General features: G+C 43.7%; 20 protein-coding genes and 1 tRNA gene. 2 read left to right on the forward strand and 19 right to left on the reverse strand.

The window, feature by feature from the left end; translation table 11 throughout:
- Nucleotides 1-58: 58 nt before the first annotated feature.
- The 10 genes from MHB82_RS29710 to rpsF form a co-directional block, all read right to left on the reverse strand.
- Nucleotides 59-952: a D-alanyl-D-alanine carboxypeptidase family protein gene (locus tag MHB82_RS29710; RefSeq protein ID WP_258377555.1), complete on the reverse strand. Its 894-nt coding sequence runs from the start codon at nucleotides 950-952 to the stop codon at nucleotides 59-61.
- A gap of 302 nt (nucleotides 953-1,254) precedes the next feature.
- A complete protein-coding gene (locus MHB82_RS29715) occupies nucleotides 1,255-3,081 on the reverse strand; it encodes an oligopeptide ABC transporter substrate-binding protein (protein ID WP_110756523.1) in 1,827 nt (608 codons plus the stop codon).
- Between the two features lie 17 nt (nucleotides 3,082-3,098).
- Nucleotides 3,099-4,004, reverse strand: coding sequence for an ABC transporter permease (locus MHB82_RS29720; RefSeq protein ID WP_095293494.1), 906 nt, complete (start codon nucleotides 4,002-4,004; stop codon nucleotides 3,099-3,101).
- A gap of 27 nt (nucleotides 4,005-4,031) precedes the next feature.
- Nucleotides 4,032-4,994, reverse strand: a complete 963-nt coding sequence (gene opp4B, locus MHB82_RS29725; protein ID WP_341176557.1) for an oligopeptide ABC transporter permease — start codon at nucleotides 4,992-4,994, stop codon at nucleotides 4,032-4,034.
- A 7-nt stretch (nucleotides 4,995-5,001) separates the two neighbouring features.
- Nucleotides 5,002-5,934, reverse strand: coding sequence for an ABC transporter ATP-binding protein (locus MHB82_RS29730; protein ID WP_095362191.1), 933 nt, complete (start codon nucleotides 5,932-5,934; stop codon nucleotides 5,002-5,004).
- A gap of 4 nt (nucleotides 5,935-5,938) precedes the next feature.
- Nucleotides 5,939-6,937, reverse strand: coding sequence for an ABC transporter ATP-binding protein (locus MHB82_RS29735; RefSeq protein WP_095293497.1), 999 nt, complete (start codon nucleotides 6,935-6,937; stop codon nucleotides 5,939-5,941).
- A 728-nt stretch (nucleotides 6,938-7,665) separates the two neighbouring features.
- Complete coding sequence (locus tag MHB82_RS29740) at nucleotides 7,666-8,256, reverse strand: M15 family metallopeptidase (RefSeq protein WP_110756521.1); 591 nt, start codon at nucleotides 8,254-8,256, stop codon at nucleotides 7,666-7,668.
- Between the two features lie 201 nt (nucleotides 8,257-8,457).
- The gene (gene rpsR / locus MHB82_RS29745; protein ID WP_062327715.1) at nucleotides 8,458-8,730 is read right to left on the reverse strand and encodes a 30S ribosomal protein S18; all 273 of its coding nucleotides are present in this window, start codon (nucleotides 8,728-8,730) and stop codon (nucleotides 8,458-8,460) included.
- A gap of 56 nt (nucleotides 8,731-8,786) precedes the next feature.
- Nucleotides 8,787-9,272, reverse strand: a complete 486-nt coding sequence (gene ssb, locus MHB82_RS29750; RefSeq protein WP_095293499.1) for a single-stranded DNA-binding protein — start codon at nucleotides 9,270-9,272, stop codon at nucleotides 8,787-8,789.
- Nucleotides 9,273-9,320: 48 nt separating this feature from the next.
- Nucleotides 9,321-9,614, reverse strand: coding sequence for a 30S ribosomal protein S6 (gene rpsF / locus MHB82_RS29755; RefSeq protein WP_024629534.1), 294 nt, complete (start codon nucleotides 9,612-9,614; stop codon nucleotides 9,321-9,323).
- Nucleotides 9,615-9,813: 199 nt separating this feature from the next.
- Here rpsF and MHB82_RS29760 point away from each other — a divergent pair, with 199 nt between their 5' ends.
- Nucleotides 9,814-10,008 carry a YjzC family protein gene (locus MHB82_RS29760; protein ID WP_095362189.1) on the forward strand — a complete coding sequence of 65 codons (195 nt, stop codon included), beginning with the start codon at nucleotides 9,814-9,816 and terminating at the stop codon, nucleotides 10,006-10,008.
- Nucleotides 10,009-10,403: 395 nt separating this feature from the next.
- Here MHB82_RS29760 and MHB82_RS29765 read toward each other — a convergent pair.
- The 4 genes from MHB82_RS29765 to MHB82_RS29780 form a co-directional block, all read right to left on the reverse strand.
- A tRNA-Ser gene (locus tag MHB82_RS29765) sits at nucleotides 10,404-10,494 on the reverse strand.
- Between the two features lie 102 nt (nucleotides 10,495-10,596).
- Nucleotides 10,597-10,806, reverse strand: a complete 210-nt coding sequence (locus tag MHB82_RS29770) for a DUF951 domain-containing protein (RefSeq protein ID WP_095362223.1) — start codon at nucleotides 10,804-10,806, stop codon at nucleotides 10,597-10,599.
- Entirely contained in the window at nucleotides 10,796-11,761 is a 966-nt protein-coding gene (locus MHB82_RS29775) for a mechanosensitive ion channel family protein (RefSeq protein ID WP_445671247.1), read from the reverse strand. The genes MHB82_RS29770 and MHB82_RS29775 overlap by 11 nt, the downstream gene beginning before the upstream one ends.
- Before the next feature lie 15 nt (nucleotides 11,762-11,776).
- Nucleotides 11,777-12,028, reverse strand: coding sequence for a DUF3343 domain-containing protein (locus MHB82_RS29780; RefSeq protein WP_095293526.1), 252 nt, complete (start codon nucleotides 12,026-12,028; stop codon nucleotides 11,777-11,779).
- A 161-nt stretch (nucleotides 12,029-12,189) separates the two neighbouring features.
- On the opposite strand from MHB82_RS29780, the gene yyaC reads away from it, so the two are divergent.
- Nucleotides 12,190-12,795 (forward strand): spore protease YyaC, encoded by a 606-nt coding sequence (gene yyaC / locus MHB82_RS29785; RefSeq protein ID WP_095362187.1) that lies wholly within the window; start codon nucleotides 12,190-12,192, stop codon nucleotides 12,793-12,795.
- Here the strand turns inward: yyaC and MHB82_RS29790 are convergent.
- The 5 genes from MHB82_RS29790 to noc all read right to left on the reverse strand — a co-directional run bounded on the left by MHB82_RS29790 (nucleotide 12,770) and on the right by noc (nucleotide 17,404).
- A complete protein-coding gene (locus tag MHB82_RS29790) occupies nucleotides 12,770-13,270 on the reverse strand; it encodes a DUF4446 family protein (RefSeq protein ID WP_095362186.1) in 501 nt (166 codons plus the stop codon). The genes yyaC and MHB82_RS29790 overlap by 26 nt on opposite strands.
- A gap of 188 nt (nucleotides 13,271-13,458) precedes the next feature.
- Entirely contained in the window at nucleotides 13,459-14,655 is a 1,197-nt protein-coding gene (locus MHB82_RS29795; RefSeq protein ID WP_445671278.1) for an aminotransferase class V-fold PLP-dependent enzyme, read from the reverse strand.
- A 144-nt stretch (nucleotides 14,656-14,799) separates the two neighbouring features.
- Nucleotides 14,800-15,645: a ParB/RepB/Spo0J family partition protein gene (locus MHB82_RS29800; RefSeq protein ID WP_095362185.1), complete on the reverse strand. Its 846-nt coding sequence runs from the start codon at nucleotides 15,643-15,645 to the stop codon at nucleotides 14,800-14,802.
- Nucleotides 15,638-16,399, reverse strand: coding sequence for a ParA family protein (locus tag MHB82_RS29805; RefSeq protein WP_095293506.1), 762 nt, complete (start codon nucleotides 16,397-16,399; stop codon nucleotides 15,638-15,640). Before MHB82_RS29805 ends, MHB82_RS29800 begins: the two co-directional genes overlap by 8 nt.
- A 186-nt stretch (nucleotides 16,400-16,585) precedes the next feature.
- The gene (gene noc / locus MHB82_RS29810) at nucleotides 16,586-17,404 is read right to left on the reverse strand and encodes a nucleoid occlusion protein (protein ID WP_095362184.1); all 819 of its coding nucleotides are present in this window, start codon (nucleotides 17,402-17,404) and stop codon (nucleotides 16,586-16,588) included.
- Nucleotides 17,405-17,727: the final 323 nt, after the last annotated feature.

Raw genomic sequence — 17,727 nt, forward strand, 5'->3', positions numbered from 1 at the left:
CGTAAATCATTTTACCATGATAATCCATAAGTTTACAGTTAGGGGAATACGGCAACATTTAATTCTTTGAGCCAGAGAAACCATAATTGAGTAGTTTGCGCGTTTCGTTAAAACGGCTTTCGCGGCTTTCTGTACCAAATACGACCGAGATCAGTCTTTTGCCATCGCGCTCTGCTGTTCCTACAAAGTGGTAGCCTGTAAGTGGATCATAGCCAGTTTTCAATCCGTCATTGCCGTCGTAAGTGTAAGGTCCTCCAATGGACGATAGCATCCAGTTCGTGTTACTCATATAAATCCCTTTTTGATGCATGGAGACCTGCGTTTGGCTGGAGACCTTGAGTACTTCGGGGTAATTTTCAATCAGATATTGTGCAAGTTTGCATGCATCCGTAGCTGTCATAACGGTCTGTCCCTGAATTACATCAGGACGGTTAGGACCCAGCTGCTTCTCACTTAGTCCTGTTGAATTCCTGAAGACAGTATCCGTCGACATGCCAATCTCTGAGGATTTCTCGTTCATCTTCTGTACAAACGACTGCTCTGTGCCACCAATATGCTCTGCAAGCGCGACAGCTGCATCATTAGCGGAATACACCGCCATCGTCTGGAAAAGCTCCTGTACTGTAAATTTCTCACCTTGCTTAAGTGCAAGCTGAGTGCCCCCCACCGAACTGGCGTACAGGCTAACATTAACCGCATCATCCCAGCGTGCCTCGCCATTCATAACAGCTTCCATCACGAGCAGCTCTGTCATCAACTTGCTGATACCCGCAGGGGCCATTTCCATTGAACCGTTATAATCCATCAGGATCTTGCCTGTACTCAAATCCATCAGTACCGCAGATTCTGCCTTGATTCCCGGTTTCCCTATAAGTATGTCCGGTTTAACACCCACATATATAATGACCAGCAGAGCCAGCAGCATTCCTGCCCGTTTCCACCATCTTTTCATCAGTGAATCACCTCTTATAGATATAGACGAATGAAAGAGGCATTTGGTCTGCACTTTTTTGCAAAAAAGTTAAATTTTTTTTATTTTTTTGTCATCAAAAAAACATGGACTCTATTCACCCCATGCCAGAGTGATAGAATCCATGTTTTAATTGACACTTTTTATCGTACCCAGAGGAATTCATTTACCCGATCGAGCAACCGACTTCGTCAAAGGACCCCAATCCTTATGGCTGCTCATAGATTCAAAAGTAACCTTTCCTTGAGAACATGGCACTTATAGTTAGAATAAGAAAAGTATAATTACTCAGCCACTACTGGTTTGTCTGCGTTAACAGCCAGATCGTTCAGGTAGATCCCCGTTCCATCACCAATAGCGTAGTTCATCACACGTTTGTTGACCGGTGCTACTACAGCACGGTACAGCGTCGGGAATACTGGAACTTCATCAACCATGTACTGCTGCCATTCATTGTAGATTTCTTTGCGTTTGTCTACGTCGAAGGCTTCAGCAGAGACACCTTTTGCAAGCAACTCATCATTTTTCTCACTTGAGAATCTGGAGAAGTTATACAGTGCATCGCGACCATACAAGCCTGCTGGGTCTACGTCAATACCTACACCCCATGCTGCTTGGTACACATCGATGTTTGGATCATCTTTACCTGTGTTACCTACACGGTCATAGAAGCTGTTAAATTCAACCATTTCGAGGTTCACTTTCAGGCCGATTGCTGCCCAAGATTGAACATAATAACGTGCCAGTGGTTCAGCAGTGTCGCCACCTGTCATAGATACGAAATTGATCTCCAGTGGCGATCCATCTGGATTGGTGCGGAATTCTCCGTCCAATTTGTAGCCAGCTTCATCAAGCAAAGCTTTGGCTGCTTCAGGATCATATGCTACACCTGGATTGTTGGAATCATGGAATTCAGGGTGAGACGGCGGAATCAATGTTGTTGCGTTCCAACGCAGACCGTTGTAGAAACGTTTGCCGACTTGGTCGTTGTCTACAGCCATCCACATTGCTTTACGCAAGTTTTTGTCAGCCATTTTTGCATCAGGATTCGTTACAACTTTTCCGTTTTCTTCATCCCATGTACCCAGTTTGAAACCGATGTACGTATAAGCACGGTCGATTGCACCCAGGAATTCCACATTGGACATATCTGCATTGTCTTTATATTGATCTGTAGGGAATGCATCCACGAGGTCTACCCCGCCAGATTTCAATTCTTGAACAACCGTTGTTGGGTTGATAACTTTCAAAGTCACTTTATCCAGTTTTGGAGCTCCACGCCAGTAGTCTTCATTTTTCACAAATGTTACAGACTCACCTGGAGTGATGGTTTCCACTTTAAATGGACCAAAACCGATTGGAGTTTCACGCACTTCTTTGGAAGAAGACATTTTTGCTACATCCATATCACCGAAGATATGTTTAGCCAGCGGATATGTCCATACGCCACCTGTCAGCAAGGACGGTGTAGATTCTTTGTATGTGATGCTGATTTGTTTGTCGCTCAGCACTTTGATACCCGAGATCGTTTTTGCTTTTCCAGCATGGTATTCATCCATACCTACTACACTTGTGAAGTTGGAATCGTAACGAGGACCATCATAAGCCTTGTTACCGATAACTTCATAAGCAAATTGCAAATCTTCTGCTGTTACCGGCTTACCATCATGCCAGTTTACATTATCACGAATGGTGAGTGTGAACGTTTTTCCATCTTCGGATGTTTCATACGTTGCTGCACCATCATTGGTATATACATAGTCTTTATCCCAAGTCAGCAAACCTTCATCGAACCAACCCAGAACCATCGCATCCGGATTACCGGAGTAGAAGTTAAAGTTCAATGTTCCTTCAAACGCTGTGTCGGACACGAGTCCGTACGTGATGGATCCACCCTCAATGGCAGTTCCTTCGTTGGTTTTAACATTGTTAAAATCCTCAATGGAGTACACGCCCTCTTCATTAGCAGGCTTCTCCTCTGTCTTCGTCTCCCCTGTGTTCGAAGAAGGCGTTGGTGTTGCTGCCTCTTTCTCCGAGCACGCCGCAAGCGCCAGTACGAAGACCAACATCATCGTGAAAAATAGTCCCCGTGAAAAAAATCTCTTTTTCATGAACCTTTCCTCCCTTTTTAACCTCTTCTTTGTCTTGCATCAGTCGCACGCTTAAGGGCTTGACCGACATTATTTATACTCAACATCAATACCAGAATAAGTACTGACGCAGGTAGCCATATCCACCATCTGGATTCCAGGGTTTGCGGATTACGTGCATAACTTACGAGTGTTCCAAGACTCGGCGTGCTTTCAGGGAATCCAAATCCCAAGAAAGACAACCCGGATTCAAGGCCAATATTGGCGGCGAGGTTCAATGTCATCGTTACGATGATGATGGAGCTCAGATTAGGTAGAACCTGTGAAAGCATAATTTTCAAATGGGAAGAACCCAACGTTTTTGATGCCTTTACATATTCTAGTTCGCGCTCTTGTAATGCCTTAGACCGAATCAATCTGGCAATTCCCATCCATAGGAAAGCAGTCATGATTAGCGAGAACGAAGTAATATTATATTTGGGTACTGCTGTAACAAACGCGATAACGATCATCATGAACGGAAGAACCATGAAGAAATCCACTATACGCATGAATATATTATCAATAAATCCTCCAAAGTAACCGGACAATAAACCAATCACAATTCCCAAGAAACCTGTCATTACCGTAACAAGGATGGCAATGGATAACGAGTTCCGAGTACCTATGACTAATTGTCCGAATACATCTCGACCCCCGTAATCTGTTCCTAACCAATATTGGGCGGAAGGCGGCTCATATAAGGCAAATAGATCTACTTTAACAATTTCGTCCTGATCCAGAACCAAAGCAGTTCCGTAGACCAGTAGTAAAACTAATCCTAAAAATATGAGTGAAATTAGCGCCACTTTATCCCGGACTAGTTCCCTCCATAAGATACTCAAGCTAGAGGGGCTTTTATCTATCTTCTGTGAAGTTATAACGACATCATTGGCCTTGCTCATCTTATTCACCCCGAAATCTTCAAGTTCTTACTTGATCCGTATACGTGGATCTACCAATCCAAGAATAATGTCAGATAACAGCGAGCCCAGAATTGTGGCGATACCAAATATCAGGACAAGCGCGGTAACAACACTGAAATCCCGAAGAGAGATTGAGTTAAGAAACAGCTGACCCATGCCCGGATAACTGAATATACTCTCAATGATAATGGTACCTCCGATAAGTCCAGTGATCTCATAACCAAAGAATGCGGCAATCGGAAGTAGAGAGTTTCTTAGAATATGCCTGTTGTAAACTCGTGATTCCGAGGCGCCCTTGGCCCTCGCAGTGAGAACAAATTCCTTGTGCTTGATATCGATAATTTCACTACGCAAGTATTGAACAGTTGATACTGTAGCAATCAACGCCATGGATAAGGCCGGTAATAACAGATGATAGAACTTGCTTGCAACGTAACTAAATGTTCCTGGTGTAAGTCCAGGTGCTACGCTACCTCCAGTTGGGAATAGCCCAAAGTGGAACCCAAAAATCCATAACATAACGAGTGCAAAAATAAATAAAGGTGCTGCAAAACCTAAATAGGTGTAACCCGTAATTAAACGGTCAGACCATGTATCATTGTAACGACCACTGATAATACCGAGTGGAATTGCGATCAAGTATGTGAACACAAGCGTTGCAAAAGCCAGCCAGAATGTATTTGAGATTCGTTGACCAATCAAGTCCATAACTGGCATTTTAAATCGGAAAGATTGCCCGAAGTCGCCTAGTGCTGCATTTCTGATCCAGTCCCAATACTGTACATACCATGGATTGTTGAGTCCAAGTCGTTCTCTTTGTTCATCCAGAGCCTTAGGATCTATGCTTGGGTCAAGCAAGCCTGTTAGTGCATCGCCTGGCATCGCCTTGGCCATCAAGAATACCAAAAGACTAAGCAAAAAGATCTGAGGGATCATAATCATGATTCTTCGTAGTATTATATTCCACATATGGCCTTCAACCTTTCTGAGGTAGAGCTACTCGGTGAGTATTGGAAATGGATTTGAGCGAGTAAGCAAGCCCTTCCTCATCAAAGAAGTTTCGGTATGAATTCTCATACTCGGATTTAACCTGCTGACGGAAAGCATTCATCTCGTCACGTTTGGTTGGATCCATATCCGGAATAGCTGCTATGAGACGCTTGGTATAGATATGCTGTGGATTCTCAAAAATATCATCAGTCGTTCCTTGCTCTACGTAACGACCTTTATACATAATCCCAATCTGATCACACATATGTCTTATAATTCCGAGGTCATGACTGATGAACAGATAGGTCAGATTTAACTCTTTTTGAATCTCCTGCATGAAATTAAGCACTTGTGCCTGTACGGATACATCCAGAGCGGATACGGGCTCATCTGCAATGATTAGTTTCGGCTTCAGTGCAATTGCCCGGGCAATTCCGATCCGCTGCCGCTGTCCTCCGGAAAATTCATGAGGATACTTATAGATGGACTCCGGACTTAGACCTACTCTTTCTAGCAAATCCCTGACTTGTCTCTTCTCTTCCGTAGCTGTAAGTCGCTCATAGTTTCGAAGAGGTTCAGCAATAATATCGATAACCCTCTTCTTGGGATTCAGTGAAGAATAGGGATCTTGAAAGATCATTTGCACGTCTCGCTGGAGCTGTCTGTCCTTACGGCGCTCTTTGGTAAGGTCCTTGCCGTTAAATAAAATTCTTCCGGCTGTTACATGGTTGAGTCCAATGACAGCTCTCCCTGTCGTCGTTTTGCCTGAGCCTGACTCACCAACGAGTCCGTAAGTCTGTCCCTGCTCAATGGAGAAGCTTACATCATCAACTGCCTTGATACTTCCAATTTCACGTTTGATCAATCCACCGCGAATTGGAAAGTGTATTTTGAGTCCTTCAACTTCGAGTAATGCCATTATGTTATTCCTCCTCAGCTTGATCAGGGAAATGAAAGTGCTGGTAACAGGTGCAGCGTACAAAGTGACCTGGAGCAATTTCATGCATCTGCGGGTTCTCTTCATGGGCCGAATCACTGATCCACGGGATTCGGGCCTTGAATCGACACCCTTTGCGAGGAAGATTTTTTAATGAAGGTACAATACCTTGAATGACATGCAGCTTCGATTTTTCTTCGGTAATCGTAGGAATAGAGTTCAATAGAGATCTTGTGTATGGATGTTTCGCATTGTTCATTAGCGTGTAGATATCTGCAATCTCAACGATTTCACCTGCGTACATAACTGCAACGCGATCCGCCATCTCAGCAACCACCCCAAGATCATGTGTAATCAGGATGATGCCAGCATTGATCTCGTTCTTCAAATCCCGGATAAGTTCAAGAATCTGAAGTTGAATCGTAACGTCAAGTGCTGTTGTAGGCTCATCGGCAATGAGCAGTTCCGGTTTATTTGCAATGGCAATTGCAATAACAACACGCTGCCTCATACCGCCAGATAGTTCGTGGGGATACTGCTTGTATATCTGTTCGGGACGTGGAATCCCTACTTGGTTAAGCAGATCAATAACCTTGTCTTTCTTTTCCTTAGAAGACATTTTAGGTTGATGTAGTGTCAGAATCTCATCGATCTGGTCACCAATAATCATCAGAGGATTTAATGCGGAAAGTGGGTCCTGAAAGATCATTCCCATCTCTTTACCGCGGAGTTTGTTTAATTTGTTAGGAGAGATATTTGCAATATCCTGTCCTTTATATAGAATCTGGCCATCAATTTTGGCTTTGTTGTGAAGACCCATAATTGAAAATGCGAACGCACTTTTGCCTGATCCTGATTCTCCAACAATCGCTAATACTTCGTTTTTCTTAACCGTAAGGTTAACGTGATCAACTGCTGCATAATAGTCATCTTCAATTCTGAATGATGTAGTTAGATTTCTGACTTCCAATAGCTCTGTGTTCAAATCAATCACCCTAACCCCATAATTTCTGCAGACTGTATTCACATATATTTAAGAATGCATCCACTGTATATTTCCATGTTCTTGAAGAAGACGAACAAAAGTTTATACAAATTACTAATTCATTAGGAGAAACGAGTTTCGATATTGCTGTTTAGACCATTGGTCAATTAATGTTGATAAATCCTAGCGGAATTATATTGAAAAATAATTAATGTAATCATACGTGTAAATTTAGGTGACGTCAATAAGTATTTTGCGATTTTTGGTATAAATGTTTTTTATATCATAGTTTTGGGTATTAGTTATATTTTTAAGGTGCTTTATCAAGGGGATTTCGATATTATTTCGACTTTTTTTGCGAGAGGTTCTGAAGTAGGAGAGTGAGAATGCCAAATATATAACATGTACCTTACGTGTATTACGTACTAACATGTCAAATCGATTTAATTTTAAATATATATGTTAGGTTTGTGGTAAATATTCAATTCAGTTTGCCTGTTCTATGTCAGCTGTCTTTTTAGCAAATTTATGCCTATGCGATTATTTTTATGCTATTCATTAAGTCTGTGTTAAAATTCTAGTTATTCTAGTATAGTTTTATTTATTTGCTGCTGTAAAGGACTAATTGTAATCTTTTATCATTTTTTTTACAAAAGAATGAAAAAAGCCCTGCAAAATGCAAGGATTTTCCGATATTTATACATTATATTGTATTTTAATTATACTCTTTATGGTGATTCCGGCGGGCGTTTGCCACGCTTCAACTCATTGATGCTTAAGCCAAAATCCATCTGCAGATGAGGATAATCCGGAAAGTTAGCCCAGTCGCCTCCCCATGTAAATCCTAACTCCTTGGCCATATCCACAACTTCCATCCAGTCTGCTTGTCCATTGCCGTTATCATCACGCTCCATATCCCATACTACATCACCATCTGGCGTCCGAAGTGCAAAATCAATAGCCAGTCCATAATTATGATATGACTCCCCGCCCCTGGCATTCGTAACTATATTCCCAGTGGTGGCGCGGCCTTGATTAAACAGCTCATCCTGCTCTTCTATACTTCGATAACCATGGGTGATAACGATATCTATACCACGCCGAGCTGCTTTGCGTACCAGTAACTGCTCACTCTCTGCCACGACGGGATGGAGACCTGTGATGGGTGCAGCTTCTCTCGTATAATCTGGCCAAATTTCGTAAGTATCCTCTTTCTGTTGCAGCCACACGTATAAAACGGAAATTAGCAGCGTCGCTATTAGCCAAAAACGCAAACTTTTCTTTTGCTTTCGCTGCTCTTTTTTCTTGATTTTCTTCATATGCACTCCTGATGTTTTGATCTGTTATAAATGAAACACGGGGTTAACTCATCACTTACTCAAAAGATAATCTATTCTATTATAAATGATTTGCATTCCAATTACTTCTCCACGATCATTTCAATCAGGTTCTCGTTCGTTTCAAAACACAAAAAAGCAGCCGGCTTATAGCCGGCTGCTTCGTATGCAAGCTGAGTAAGACTACTCAGTTGTGTATGGCAGCAATGCGATTTGACGGGAGCGTTTGATCGCGATCGTCAGCATGCGTTGATATTTAGCGCTAGTACCTGTTACACGGCGTGGCAAAATTTTTCCACGTTCGCTGATAAATTTACGAAGCAAGTCCGTATCTTTATAATCGATGTGAGTAATTTTGTTAGCTGTGAAGAAGCACACTTTACGACGTTTGTTACGGCCGCCACGGCGAGCCGGTCTTTTATCGTTGTCTCCGCCTTCTCTTTGCTTGAAGCTCATGCTTTTCAGTCCTTTCCTATCGTTAAGCCAAATCACTCTAAGAGTGTCGGTTCACGTTAAAATGGCAAATCATCATCCGATATATCAATCGGTTTTCCGTCATCGGAAAAAGGATCCTGATTGTTGCTACGCGAATTATTGTTATTGTTCGCGCGCCCGCCGCCTCCATAAGAAGGCTCTTCACGCATCGGTTGCCCACCGCCGCCACCGTTATTATCACGGTTACCTGACTCCAAGAAACGGACATTATCGGCAATGACTTCGGTCACGTATACACGTTTACCTTCGTTATTCTCGTAGTTCCGTACTTGAATGCGTCCTTCGACTGCAGCTAGGCGTCCTTTGCGCAAATAGTTTGCACAAGTTTCAGCAAGCTGTCTCCAGGTTACGACCGGAATGAAATCCGCTTCCCGCTCTCCCCCTTGGCTTGTAAACGGTCTGTCCACCGCCAAAGTAAATTGCGTAACTGCTACTCCTGCTGGAGTGTAACGCAACTCAGGATCCCGGGTTAACCGGCCGATCAGAATGACACGGTTCAACAATGTAATCCCCTCCTTCAGAGCGTATTGGTGCGTTAATCACGAGTTGTCTTAGGCAGACTTAACATCGTTCGTAATGAGATAACGAATTACTTCGTCAGAAATCTTCATGAGACGCTCAAGCTCAGTAACTACTGCTGGTTCAGCAGTGAAGTGTACCAGAACATAAACACCATCACGGAATTTCTTGATCTCATACGCAAGACGGCGTTTACCCATAACGTCGTGAGCTGTAACTTCACCACCGCCGTTGGAGATGATGCCTTGGAATTTATCGACTGTAGCTTGAACAACTTCTTGCTCAACGTCAGGACGAATAATGTACATCACTTCATATTTGCGCATAATTTTCACCTCCTTATGGACTCTGGCCCTCAATCCAGGTTGAGAGCAAGGAACGAGCACAAACTCGAACTATATTAATATAACAAAAATAAGACATCAATGCAAGCAAACGTTCCCTGTTTGTATTGGCACATGTTCATTCGAGTTCTGGAGACACTATGGATGCAGTAATAAGAAAAATATCTGAGGAGGTCTTACCATGGGCGAACAAACCGAATTTGAAAAAGGTGACAAAGCACCGAATGATGGAGAGTACACGGAAGTCGGAGAAAAAAGCTTCCATACCGAAATACAAAACCCTAAACGGATAACCCTCAAAAAGGGGGAATCCTTTCCTGAAACGAGCAACCAAAACCGGAAGTGGAAGAGATTAACGAAAGCCCGTGTTCATTAAAGAAAATTATTGTTTAATAACACATGTATATAAAACGTAATAATGCACATAATACAATCAGGCGGTACACGAGAGAGGTGTGGTTCCGTTGGACAACGCAGCCGATCGTGTAATGTTGGAGATTCGTCACGTAATCTAAGAAGCAAGTGGTAGTGTGTAAGGCCCTTCGTCTGAGCACGAGTATTGCATCAGCAGTACGCCAGGTTTCTGATCTTACGACCGATTGTTTCCTAACTAACCGATGTATCGCCTACAAGGAGCCCTTCGGGGCTCCTTTGTTTTATGTCGTAGACTTTTTTAGTTGTTTAAAATAAATAAAAACCTTCCATTCAAGGAAGGTCCGATCACTTTATAATACTCAATATAATCCAGTTCATATGCACAAATGCTGTAAGTGGCGGAAAGGGTGGGATTCGAACCCACGCACGCTGTGACACGCCTAGCTGATTTCGAGTCAGCCCCCTTGGGCCTCTTGGGTACCTTTCCGCAGCAATACTGATTATAGCATGATCACATGCAGAACGCAATACCTGTGCTGCGCATGCATGAAAACGTTATTACAGTATGCATTTTATCACAGACTCGCATTTAGGATTCTGCAGCATCCTCTGCCGAGCGAAGAACTTTTTTCATATTTTTCTCAAACTTTGCTCTCGGAATGAGTACACTGTGTTTACAGCCTACACATTTGATTCGAATATCCATCCCCATCCGAATAATCTCCATTTCATTACTTCCGCAGGGATGCTGTTTCTTCATCTGTACAATGTCTCCAAGCTGGAAACTCTTACGCTCCACCAGTACCATCCCCTTCATCCTTCTCCTGTCCGGCTGCCTGTTCCAATGCTGCGAGCTTACCCATCTCATGATACTCCATCGTTTTCTTTACATCACTCTGAATTTGACGCTCTACAGAACCTCTGGAGTTTGGCATACACTCTGCAACGATCCGAACGACATACTCTGAAGTGGTCATCGATTGAATGCCGAGCACATCCGGAACTTTTACAATATTGAGATCCCGGTCTTCAATTCCAACCAGAGCCTGTTTGACCAAGTGAACAGATTCATCCAAGGTTTGATCACCCTTCATCGGGATATCCACCACAGCAAGCGCATTGGACATGGAGAAGTTTGTCACACTGGCAATCGTACCATTCGGAATAATATGAACTTCACCTTGCCAGCTAACCAGCTTGGTTGTTCTCAAGCCGATTACTTCAACGGTTCCTTTGTAGGTACCTGTCTGAATAACATCCCCTACAGCGAACTGGTCCTCCAATATAATGAAGAAACCCGTAATAACATCCTTCACTAAACCCTGTGCACCAAAACCGATGGCAAGTCCAAGCACACCTGCACTGGCCAGTAGAGGTCCAACTTGTATGTTGATCTCTGATAACAGTAACAGAATCATAATGAAATTACATGTTATGGAGGTCGCATTTTTCAGCAATTCACCTACCGTGACAAACCTGCGCGGGTTTACACGGACTTTGCCTTCCTGCTTCCGTTCCAGGCTGCGATCAATAATGCGGTACACAATCTTGATTACAATACGCGTGATAATAAAAATAATAACAATGCGAATGGAGCTGAACAGAATGTTTAGCCACATATCCGCATTAGTAACGGAATTCCACAACTTATCAGTCCAACTGACAGCACTTTTTACGGTTTCTTCTAAGGTATTATTATCATCCCCCGTACCCGGATTAGCAGGAGCTGTAGCAAAAAATTTAAAAGGCAGCATCAATTCCGACCTCCTCTACATGGGTATGTTATCATAGCTGTCTTCGGTTTTGAAATAGAGGCCCCGGATCTCTACAAACTCGTTCCGAATAATCTGCTGCACTCTTGCCAGATCTTCTTTTGGAAACTGTATACAGAGGGCACAGCCTGCCGTAATCTCTTTCGGGGTAGGAAATAAATCAATTTCAATCTCGGCAAATTCTAGCAGCATTTCCGCCCGCAAAGCCTGCTGGGTAGAATCAAAGGCAATCAGCATCCAATCATCCATCCACTCGTCCATATCCGGCTCCTTTCCGATTTCCAAGCATCATCCATGGGTTGTTCTCTCTCGGTGTAACCTTTAGGAAAAAGCTTGTCCTTACGAAGTATAAAACCTTCTATCCTTCCATATACTGTTACTACCATTCTCAAGGGGAAAGGATAGATCCTATGAATCCCAATTCGCGTTCTTATTCATCCCAAGATATGACCAGTTTGAAGATACCACATACCGATCCAGGCATACACTCCGCCATTATACATCGTTTAATGTTTCATCTCTATAAGGCCCATTCCCTGCAAAATGTCGTCATTGTCTGCATCGGCACAGATCGCTCCACAGGAGACTGTCTTGGTCCTCTGGTAGGCTCTTCGCTTGCCAAGTGGGACAGCCCCCTATTTCACCTCTATGGTACATTGGACGAACCTGTGCATGCAATGAACCTACAGGACACCCTGAATACCATTCAAAATACACACCATAATCCCTATGTAATAGGAATAGATGCCTGCCTCGGGCAATCCTCCAGTGTAGGCTGTATTCAGGTGGTCAATGGGCCGCTCAAGCCTGGTGCGGGTGTAAATAAAGAATTACCGCCGGTCGGCGATATCCATCTTACAGGTATCGTTAACGTCGGCGGCTTTATGGAATACTTTGTTTTGCAAAACACACGGCTTAGTCTTGTCATGCGCATGTCTGAAATTATAGCGAGCAGTCTTTACTCAGCCATTCGCGAATGGCATACACGCTCTACTCTGCTTGCTGTGCCAGAGTAATAGCTTCCTTCTCTTCAGGGGATAGTGTATAAGATGACTCTCCCCCTTTAAGAGGTTTGGCATACACATAAGAACCATCACGATTATAGATCCCTGTGAGGATCATCCCATCGTTATTATCGTTAATCATGGCCATGGAGAAACTCAGATCACTGCCTCTTTCTCCATAGGCATTATAACGCTTCACACCCACTTTACCCTGGATACGGGTCAGTTTTTGCATGACTGCCTGGATCTGACTAGTCTGCAATTTATGCTCGTCCTCAATGCTGTCCATCTGAATTTTCAGATTGATCAACAACGATTCCAGGTCCTCTACTCCACTGCCAGCCATCATCGCTTCGTATTTCCGTTTGAACTTGCGTAACTTTGCACCTTGGGCAATACTTACAATCAGTAAGATCACCAATAATAATGCCATTCCGCCAATAATCCATAGCAGCTGTTCCAGAATCAGCTCGTTTAATTCAGCCATGTAGTGCAACTACCCCTCTGTTTGTTTGTTCATTAACCTGTCCGTTCATTTTTGCCAACGAGCGATCGTACATTCGTTAGACCTTCCCCTAATAAATAAACCCTTTATCTATAGTAACTAATCAACTATTTTCCAATTTTTAATAGATATCTCTCTATTCTGCTGCCCCTTTATGCCGATCGTCGTAGTTACCGCGGTATTGTCAGTTCGTTTACTGCATGAATTAGAGCATCTATCTCTTGGCTAGTTGTTGAATATCCTACACTGGCTCTGACCGCTCCGCTCAAGGTGGTTCCGGCAGATTCATGAGCAAGAGGTGTACAGTGAAAACCGGAACGCACAGCAATACCATAACGCCGGTCCAGTTGAAAAGCTAGCTGAGCAGAATCATATCCCTCTACTGTAAAGGATACCAACCCGGTACGTGGTTGTCCAAGCTCTGGCCCAAGCATCCGAATTCCTGCTACAGATGATAACCCTTGCATCATATGTTGAGTCAGTTCCCACTCATGCTTATAGATTGCTTCAGGAGTCAATTCCATCACTTGTCTCACGCCGGCTGCCAGCCCTGCCATACCTACGGTATTCGGAGTTCCTGCCTCATATCGGTCTGGACGAACAAGCGGCTGCTGAATGGCTTCAGACTGACTGCCTGTTCCCCCATGAAGAAGCGGTTCGAGATCAAGTTCCGGAGCGATATAGAGGCCTCCCGTTCCCTGTGGACCGAGCAGACCCTTATGTCCTGGAAAGGCCAGCATATCGATACCGAGCTGCTGTACATCCACTGGCATAATACCAGCACTCTGAGCGGCATCTACGAGAAATGTTGCCCCATATTTACGGCTAATCAGCGATATTTCGCCAATAGGTAAAATGCTCCCAAGCAAGTTGGAACTATGTGTACATACAACCAATCTAGTGTTTGGACGAAACAAACGTTCGAGTTGAACCAGATCAATATCACCTGCAGCATTCACAGGTACATAATCCACTTCTACATTTCGGATCCGTCGCATGTATTCCAGAGGCCGCCTGACCGAGTTATGCTCCGCCATTGTAGCAATGACATGATCACCTTCTCGCAAGCAGCCTTGGATTGCAAGATTCAACGCTTCTGTCGTATTGGAACCGAGTGCAATATCATTGGCATTACTGATGCCAAAAAGACTGGATAGTACCTTCCTCGTGTCAAAGAGCACACGGCTTGCTTGAACAGCCATTCGATGGCTGCCTCTGCCAGGGTTAGCTCCGGCGACATCAAGCGCATGCAGCATGGCTTCACCAACAGCAGGCGGCTTAGGCCATGATGTCGCAGCATGATCCAGATAAATGACTTCCTTCACCTCACAACCACCCTCCGTCCTGTTCGTTGAGCGATCCACCATAAAATCAATCGTAAACGCCTGGGCTGAATAAGAAAACAACACCTTTACAGAAAAAATAATGACATATCGTTTCTCCATCGTACAGAGGCGATATGTCATCAGATGAAAAAGCCCCGCGTGTTGTAAGTTAATCTACAGGATTGTCTATTGCAGCAGTTCCAACAATCGCTCCAGATCCTGTTTGCTGTAGTAGTTGAGCTCGATTTTGCCTTTATCTTTGTTGTGCTTTATCTTCACTGTTGTTTTGAAACGCTCACGCAAGGATTCCTCCACCGTATCAATGAATGGATCCTTTTTCTTGAGTTTGGATTTGGCCTTGGCTTCACCCGTCTTGGAACGATCCAGCTGCTGTACCGCTTCTTCCAGTTCACGTACACTCCATTGTTGGTCAATGGTTTGTTTGGCCAGCTGTTTCACCATATCCTGATCCTTCACACCGACTATGGCGCGTGCATGACCCATGGACAATGTTCCACGTGAAACATGGTCTTTCACTTCATCCGGCAACGAAAGCAAACGCAAGAAGTTCGCAATGTGAGAACGGGATTTCCCCACTTTGACAGACAACTCTTCCTGTGTCAGTGAGAACTGATCCATCAGGCCTTGATAGGCTACAGCCACTTCCATCGCGTTGAGATTTTCCCGTTGCAAATTCTCAATCAGAGCGATCTCCATGACCTGCTGATCACTAAAATTACGAACGACTGCAGGCACTGTGGCATTACCGCAATATTGAGAAGCTCTAAACCGCCGTTCTCCGGCAATAATCTCATAACCTCTCAGTACAGTACGTACGATAATTGGCTGTATCACACCGTGTTGACGTATGGACTCTGCCAGTTCATGAATCGCATCCTCATCAAATACCTTACGTGGCTGATAAGGGTTTGCCCGCAACTGGGCAATTGGAATTTCTACAACCTTGTCATCGTCATTTATTGAAAGCGATGGAATGAGGGCATCCAGACCTTTTCCGAGCCGCTTACTCATACGATATCACTTCCTTTGCGAGCTCTAAATACACTTCTGCTCCTCGTGAACGGGGATCATACGTAATAATGGACTGCCCATGCGAAGGTGCTTCACTAAGGCGCACATTACGCGGAATAATCGTTTGATACACCTTTTGTTGAAAATACTTCTTCACTTCTTCAATCACCTGGATCCCCAGGTTCGTACGGGCATCAAACATGGTGAGCAGCACTCCCTCTATTTGCAGAGAGGTATTCAAATGTTTCTGCACGAGGCGAACCGTGTTAAGCAGTTGGCTCAGCCCTTCAAGTGCGTAGTACTCACACTGGATCGGAATGATCACCGAGTCGGAAGCGGTTAACGAGTTGATCGTTAACATGCCAAGAGATGGTGGGCAATCGATCAGTATGTAATCATAGTTTTTTTTCACCATGGCGAGTGATTTTTTCAAACGAACTTCACGTGATATGGTGGATACCAACTCAATCTCGGCTCCGGCAAGTTGGATCGTTGCAGGGATAATATGAAGCCCTTCAATTTGGGTTTCCACAATGGCTTCCTGAGGATGTACTTCATTAATGATGACATCATATATACAATTGGCCACATCTGCTTTGTTGATTCCGACTCCACTAGTCGTATTTCCCTGAGGGTCAATATCGACAAGCAGTACCCTTTTCCCGAGTGAAGCCAGTCCTGCACCCAAGTTAACAGATGTCGTCGTTTTCCCCACACCGCCCTTTTGATTTGCTACGGCCATAATCTTAGACAATTACTTCACCTCAAATAAAATAGGAGTCTTTTCTTGTAGGTTGTGAGATACAGTTAACTAAAAGCAGGTGGCTATCGTCCACACTAACAACAACTACCGTTCCGTTCTTCAAGCACGTTCTTCAATACAGACTTCAACCAGCTCTATAGACAGAAAAAGCGGCCCCATTGCCGCCTTAAGCTTCAACTATTTGCGTTTAGGAATATGAATGACGATCTCATAATGATCTTCGTGATCTGCTTCTTTTGTTTTGATATCCATACCGGAACCAGATACCATATCAATGGATTGGCGAATCGTATTTAGCGCGAGTCTGACATCTTTGGTAAATGAGATGCGTTTGGACTTTTTGATTTTGGAAGCTTCCTTGTAAAAGGCAACCCTTGCTTCGGTTTGTTTTACGTTCAGCTCTTTTTCAATAATCTCGCCGAGCAATTTCATTTGCAGTTCTTCCGAGTCCAGTGAAAGCAAAGCCCTTGCATGACGTTCGGATATTTTCCGTTCCATCAGTGCAGTCTTAATCCCTTCCGGCAGTTGTAACAAACGAATTTTATTGGCAATGGTTGATTGGCTTTTGCCTAATCGCTGTGCAAGACTCTCTTGCGTCAATTGGTGAAGATCAATCAACTTTTGATAAGCAACCGCTTCTTCAATAGCCGTGAGCCCTTCACGCTGTAGGTTCTCAATCAAGGCAATGGAAGCAGCCTGAGAGTCATTAAATTCGCGCACTATGGCTGGAATATGATCTAGTCCCAGTTTTCGAACTGCACGCCAACGACGTTCCCCGGCAATAATCTCATATGATCCATTCCGCACACGGACAACAATGGGTTGAATGACTCCATGGGTTTTGATTGTCTGCAACAACTCATCAATTTTATCATCGTCAAAAATCGTACGAGGTTGATAAGGGCTGCTTACTATTTCACCTACCGGAATTTGTTTCACTTCATCTCCGTTATTGCGCTCCGCCAAACCAAACAACTTCGAAAATTGTTCTTTCATTCCGTATATTACCACCTAGTTTCGTAATAGCTCCCGCAGCAGTGCAGGTGCTTCCTATTCTATATACGACCCCTCATATGTTGTCGTTCTTCGAATAAGTTTTTCTTTCTACATCACGTTCTGATGAAATGTCTATACTTTTTGCCAAATCTATTTATATATAATCTATGATCTCTGATACACAGGATCGGCTACTTCTATTCTATCATCTTTTCTATCATAATCCTATTCTAACCTATTCTTTAAACCCTCCTAATTTTCCTGCTTTTCCTCCGAGCTTCTTGTTGGTTTTACCCTCGATTTCTCCTTTTTTTTATCTGCTT

The organism is Paenibacillus sp. FSL K6-2862 (assembly GCF_038005125.1).
GTDB classification, from domain to species: domain Bacteria; phylum Bacillota; class Bacilli; order Paenibacillales; family Paenibacillaceae; genus Paenibacillus; species Paenibacillus illinoisensis_A.

Coding starts and splice junctions, on each gene's coding strand:
- MHB82_RS29710 (WP_258377555.1), bottom strand. CDS start 952: ATGAAAAGATGGTGGAAACGGGCAGGAATGCTGCTGGCTCTGCTGGTC.
- MHB82_RS29715 (WP_110756523.1), bottom strand. CDS start 3,081: ATGAAAAAGAGATTTTTTTCACGGGGACTATTTTTCACGATGATGTTG.
- MHB82_RS29720 (WP_095293494.1), bottom strand. CDS start 4,004: ATGAGCAAGGCCAATGATGTCGTTATAACTTCACAGAAGATAGATAAA.
- opp4B (WP_341176557.1), bottom strand. CDS start 4,994: ATGTGGAATATAATACTACGAAGAATCATGATTATGATCCCTCAGATC.
- MHB82_RS29730 (WP_095362191.1), bottom strand. CDS start 5,934: ATGGCATTACTCGAAGTTGAAGGACTCAAAATACACTTTCCAATTCGC.
- MHB82_RS29740 (WP_110756521.1), bottom strand. CDS start 8,256: ATGAAGAAAATCAAGAAAAAAGAGCAGCGAAAGCAAAAGAAAAGTTTG.
- rpsR (WP_062327715.1), bottom strand. CDS start 8,730: ATGAGCTTCAAGCAAAGAGAAGGCGGAGACAACGATAAAAGACCGGCT.
- rpsF (WP_024629534.1), bottom strand. CDS start 9,614: ATGCGCAAATATGAAGTGATGTACATTATTCGTCCTGACGTTGAGCAA.
- MHB82_RS29760 (WP_095362189.1), top strand. CDS start 9,814: ATGGGCGAACAAACCGAATTTGAAAAAGGTGACAAAGCACCGAATGAT.
- MHB82_RS29775 (WP_445671247.1), bottom strand. CDS start 11,761: ATGCTGCCTTTTAAATTTTTTGCTACAGCTCCTGCTAATCCGGGTACG.
- MHB82_RS29780 (WP_095293526.1), bottom strand. CDS start 12,028: ATGGATGATTGGATGCTGATTGCCTTTGATTCTACCCAGCAGGCTTTG.
- yyaC (WP_095362187.1), top strand. CDS start 12,190: ATGAATCCCAATTCGCGTTCTTATTCATCCCAAGATATGACCAGTTTG.
- MHB82_RS29790 (WP_095362186.1), bottom strand. CDS start 13,270: ATGGCTGAATTAAACGAGCTGATTCTGGAACAGCTGCTATGGATTATT.
- MHB82_RS29795 (WP_445671278.1), bottom strand. CDS start 14,655: ATGGTGGATCGCTCAACGAACAGGACGGAGGGTGGTTGTGAGGTGAAG.
- MHB82_RS29800 (WP_095362185.1), bottom strand. CDS start 15,645: ATGAGTAAGCGGCTCGGAAAAGGTCTGGATGCCCTCATTCCATCGCTT.
- noc (WP_095362184.1), bottom strand. CDS start 17,404: ATGAAAGAACAATTTTCGAAGTTGTTTGGTTTGGCGGAGCGCAATAAC.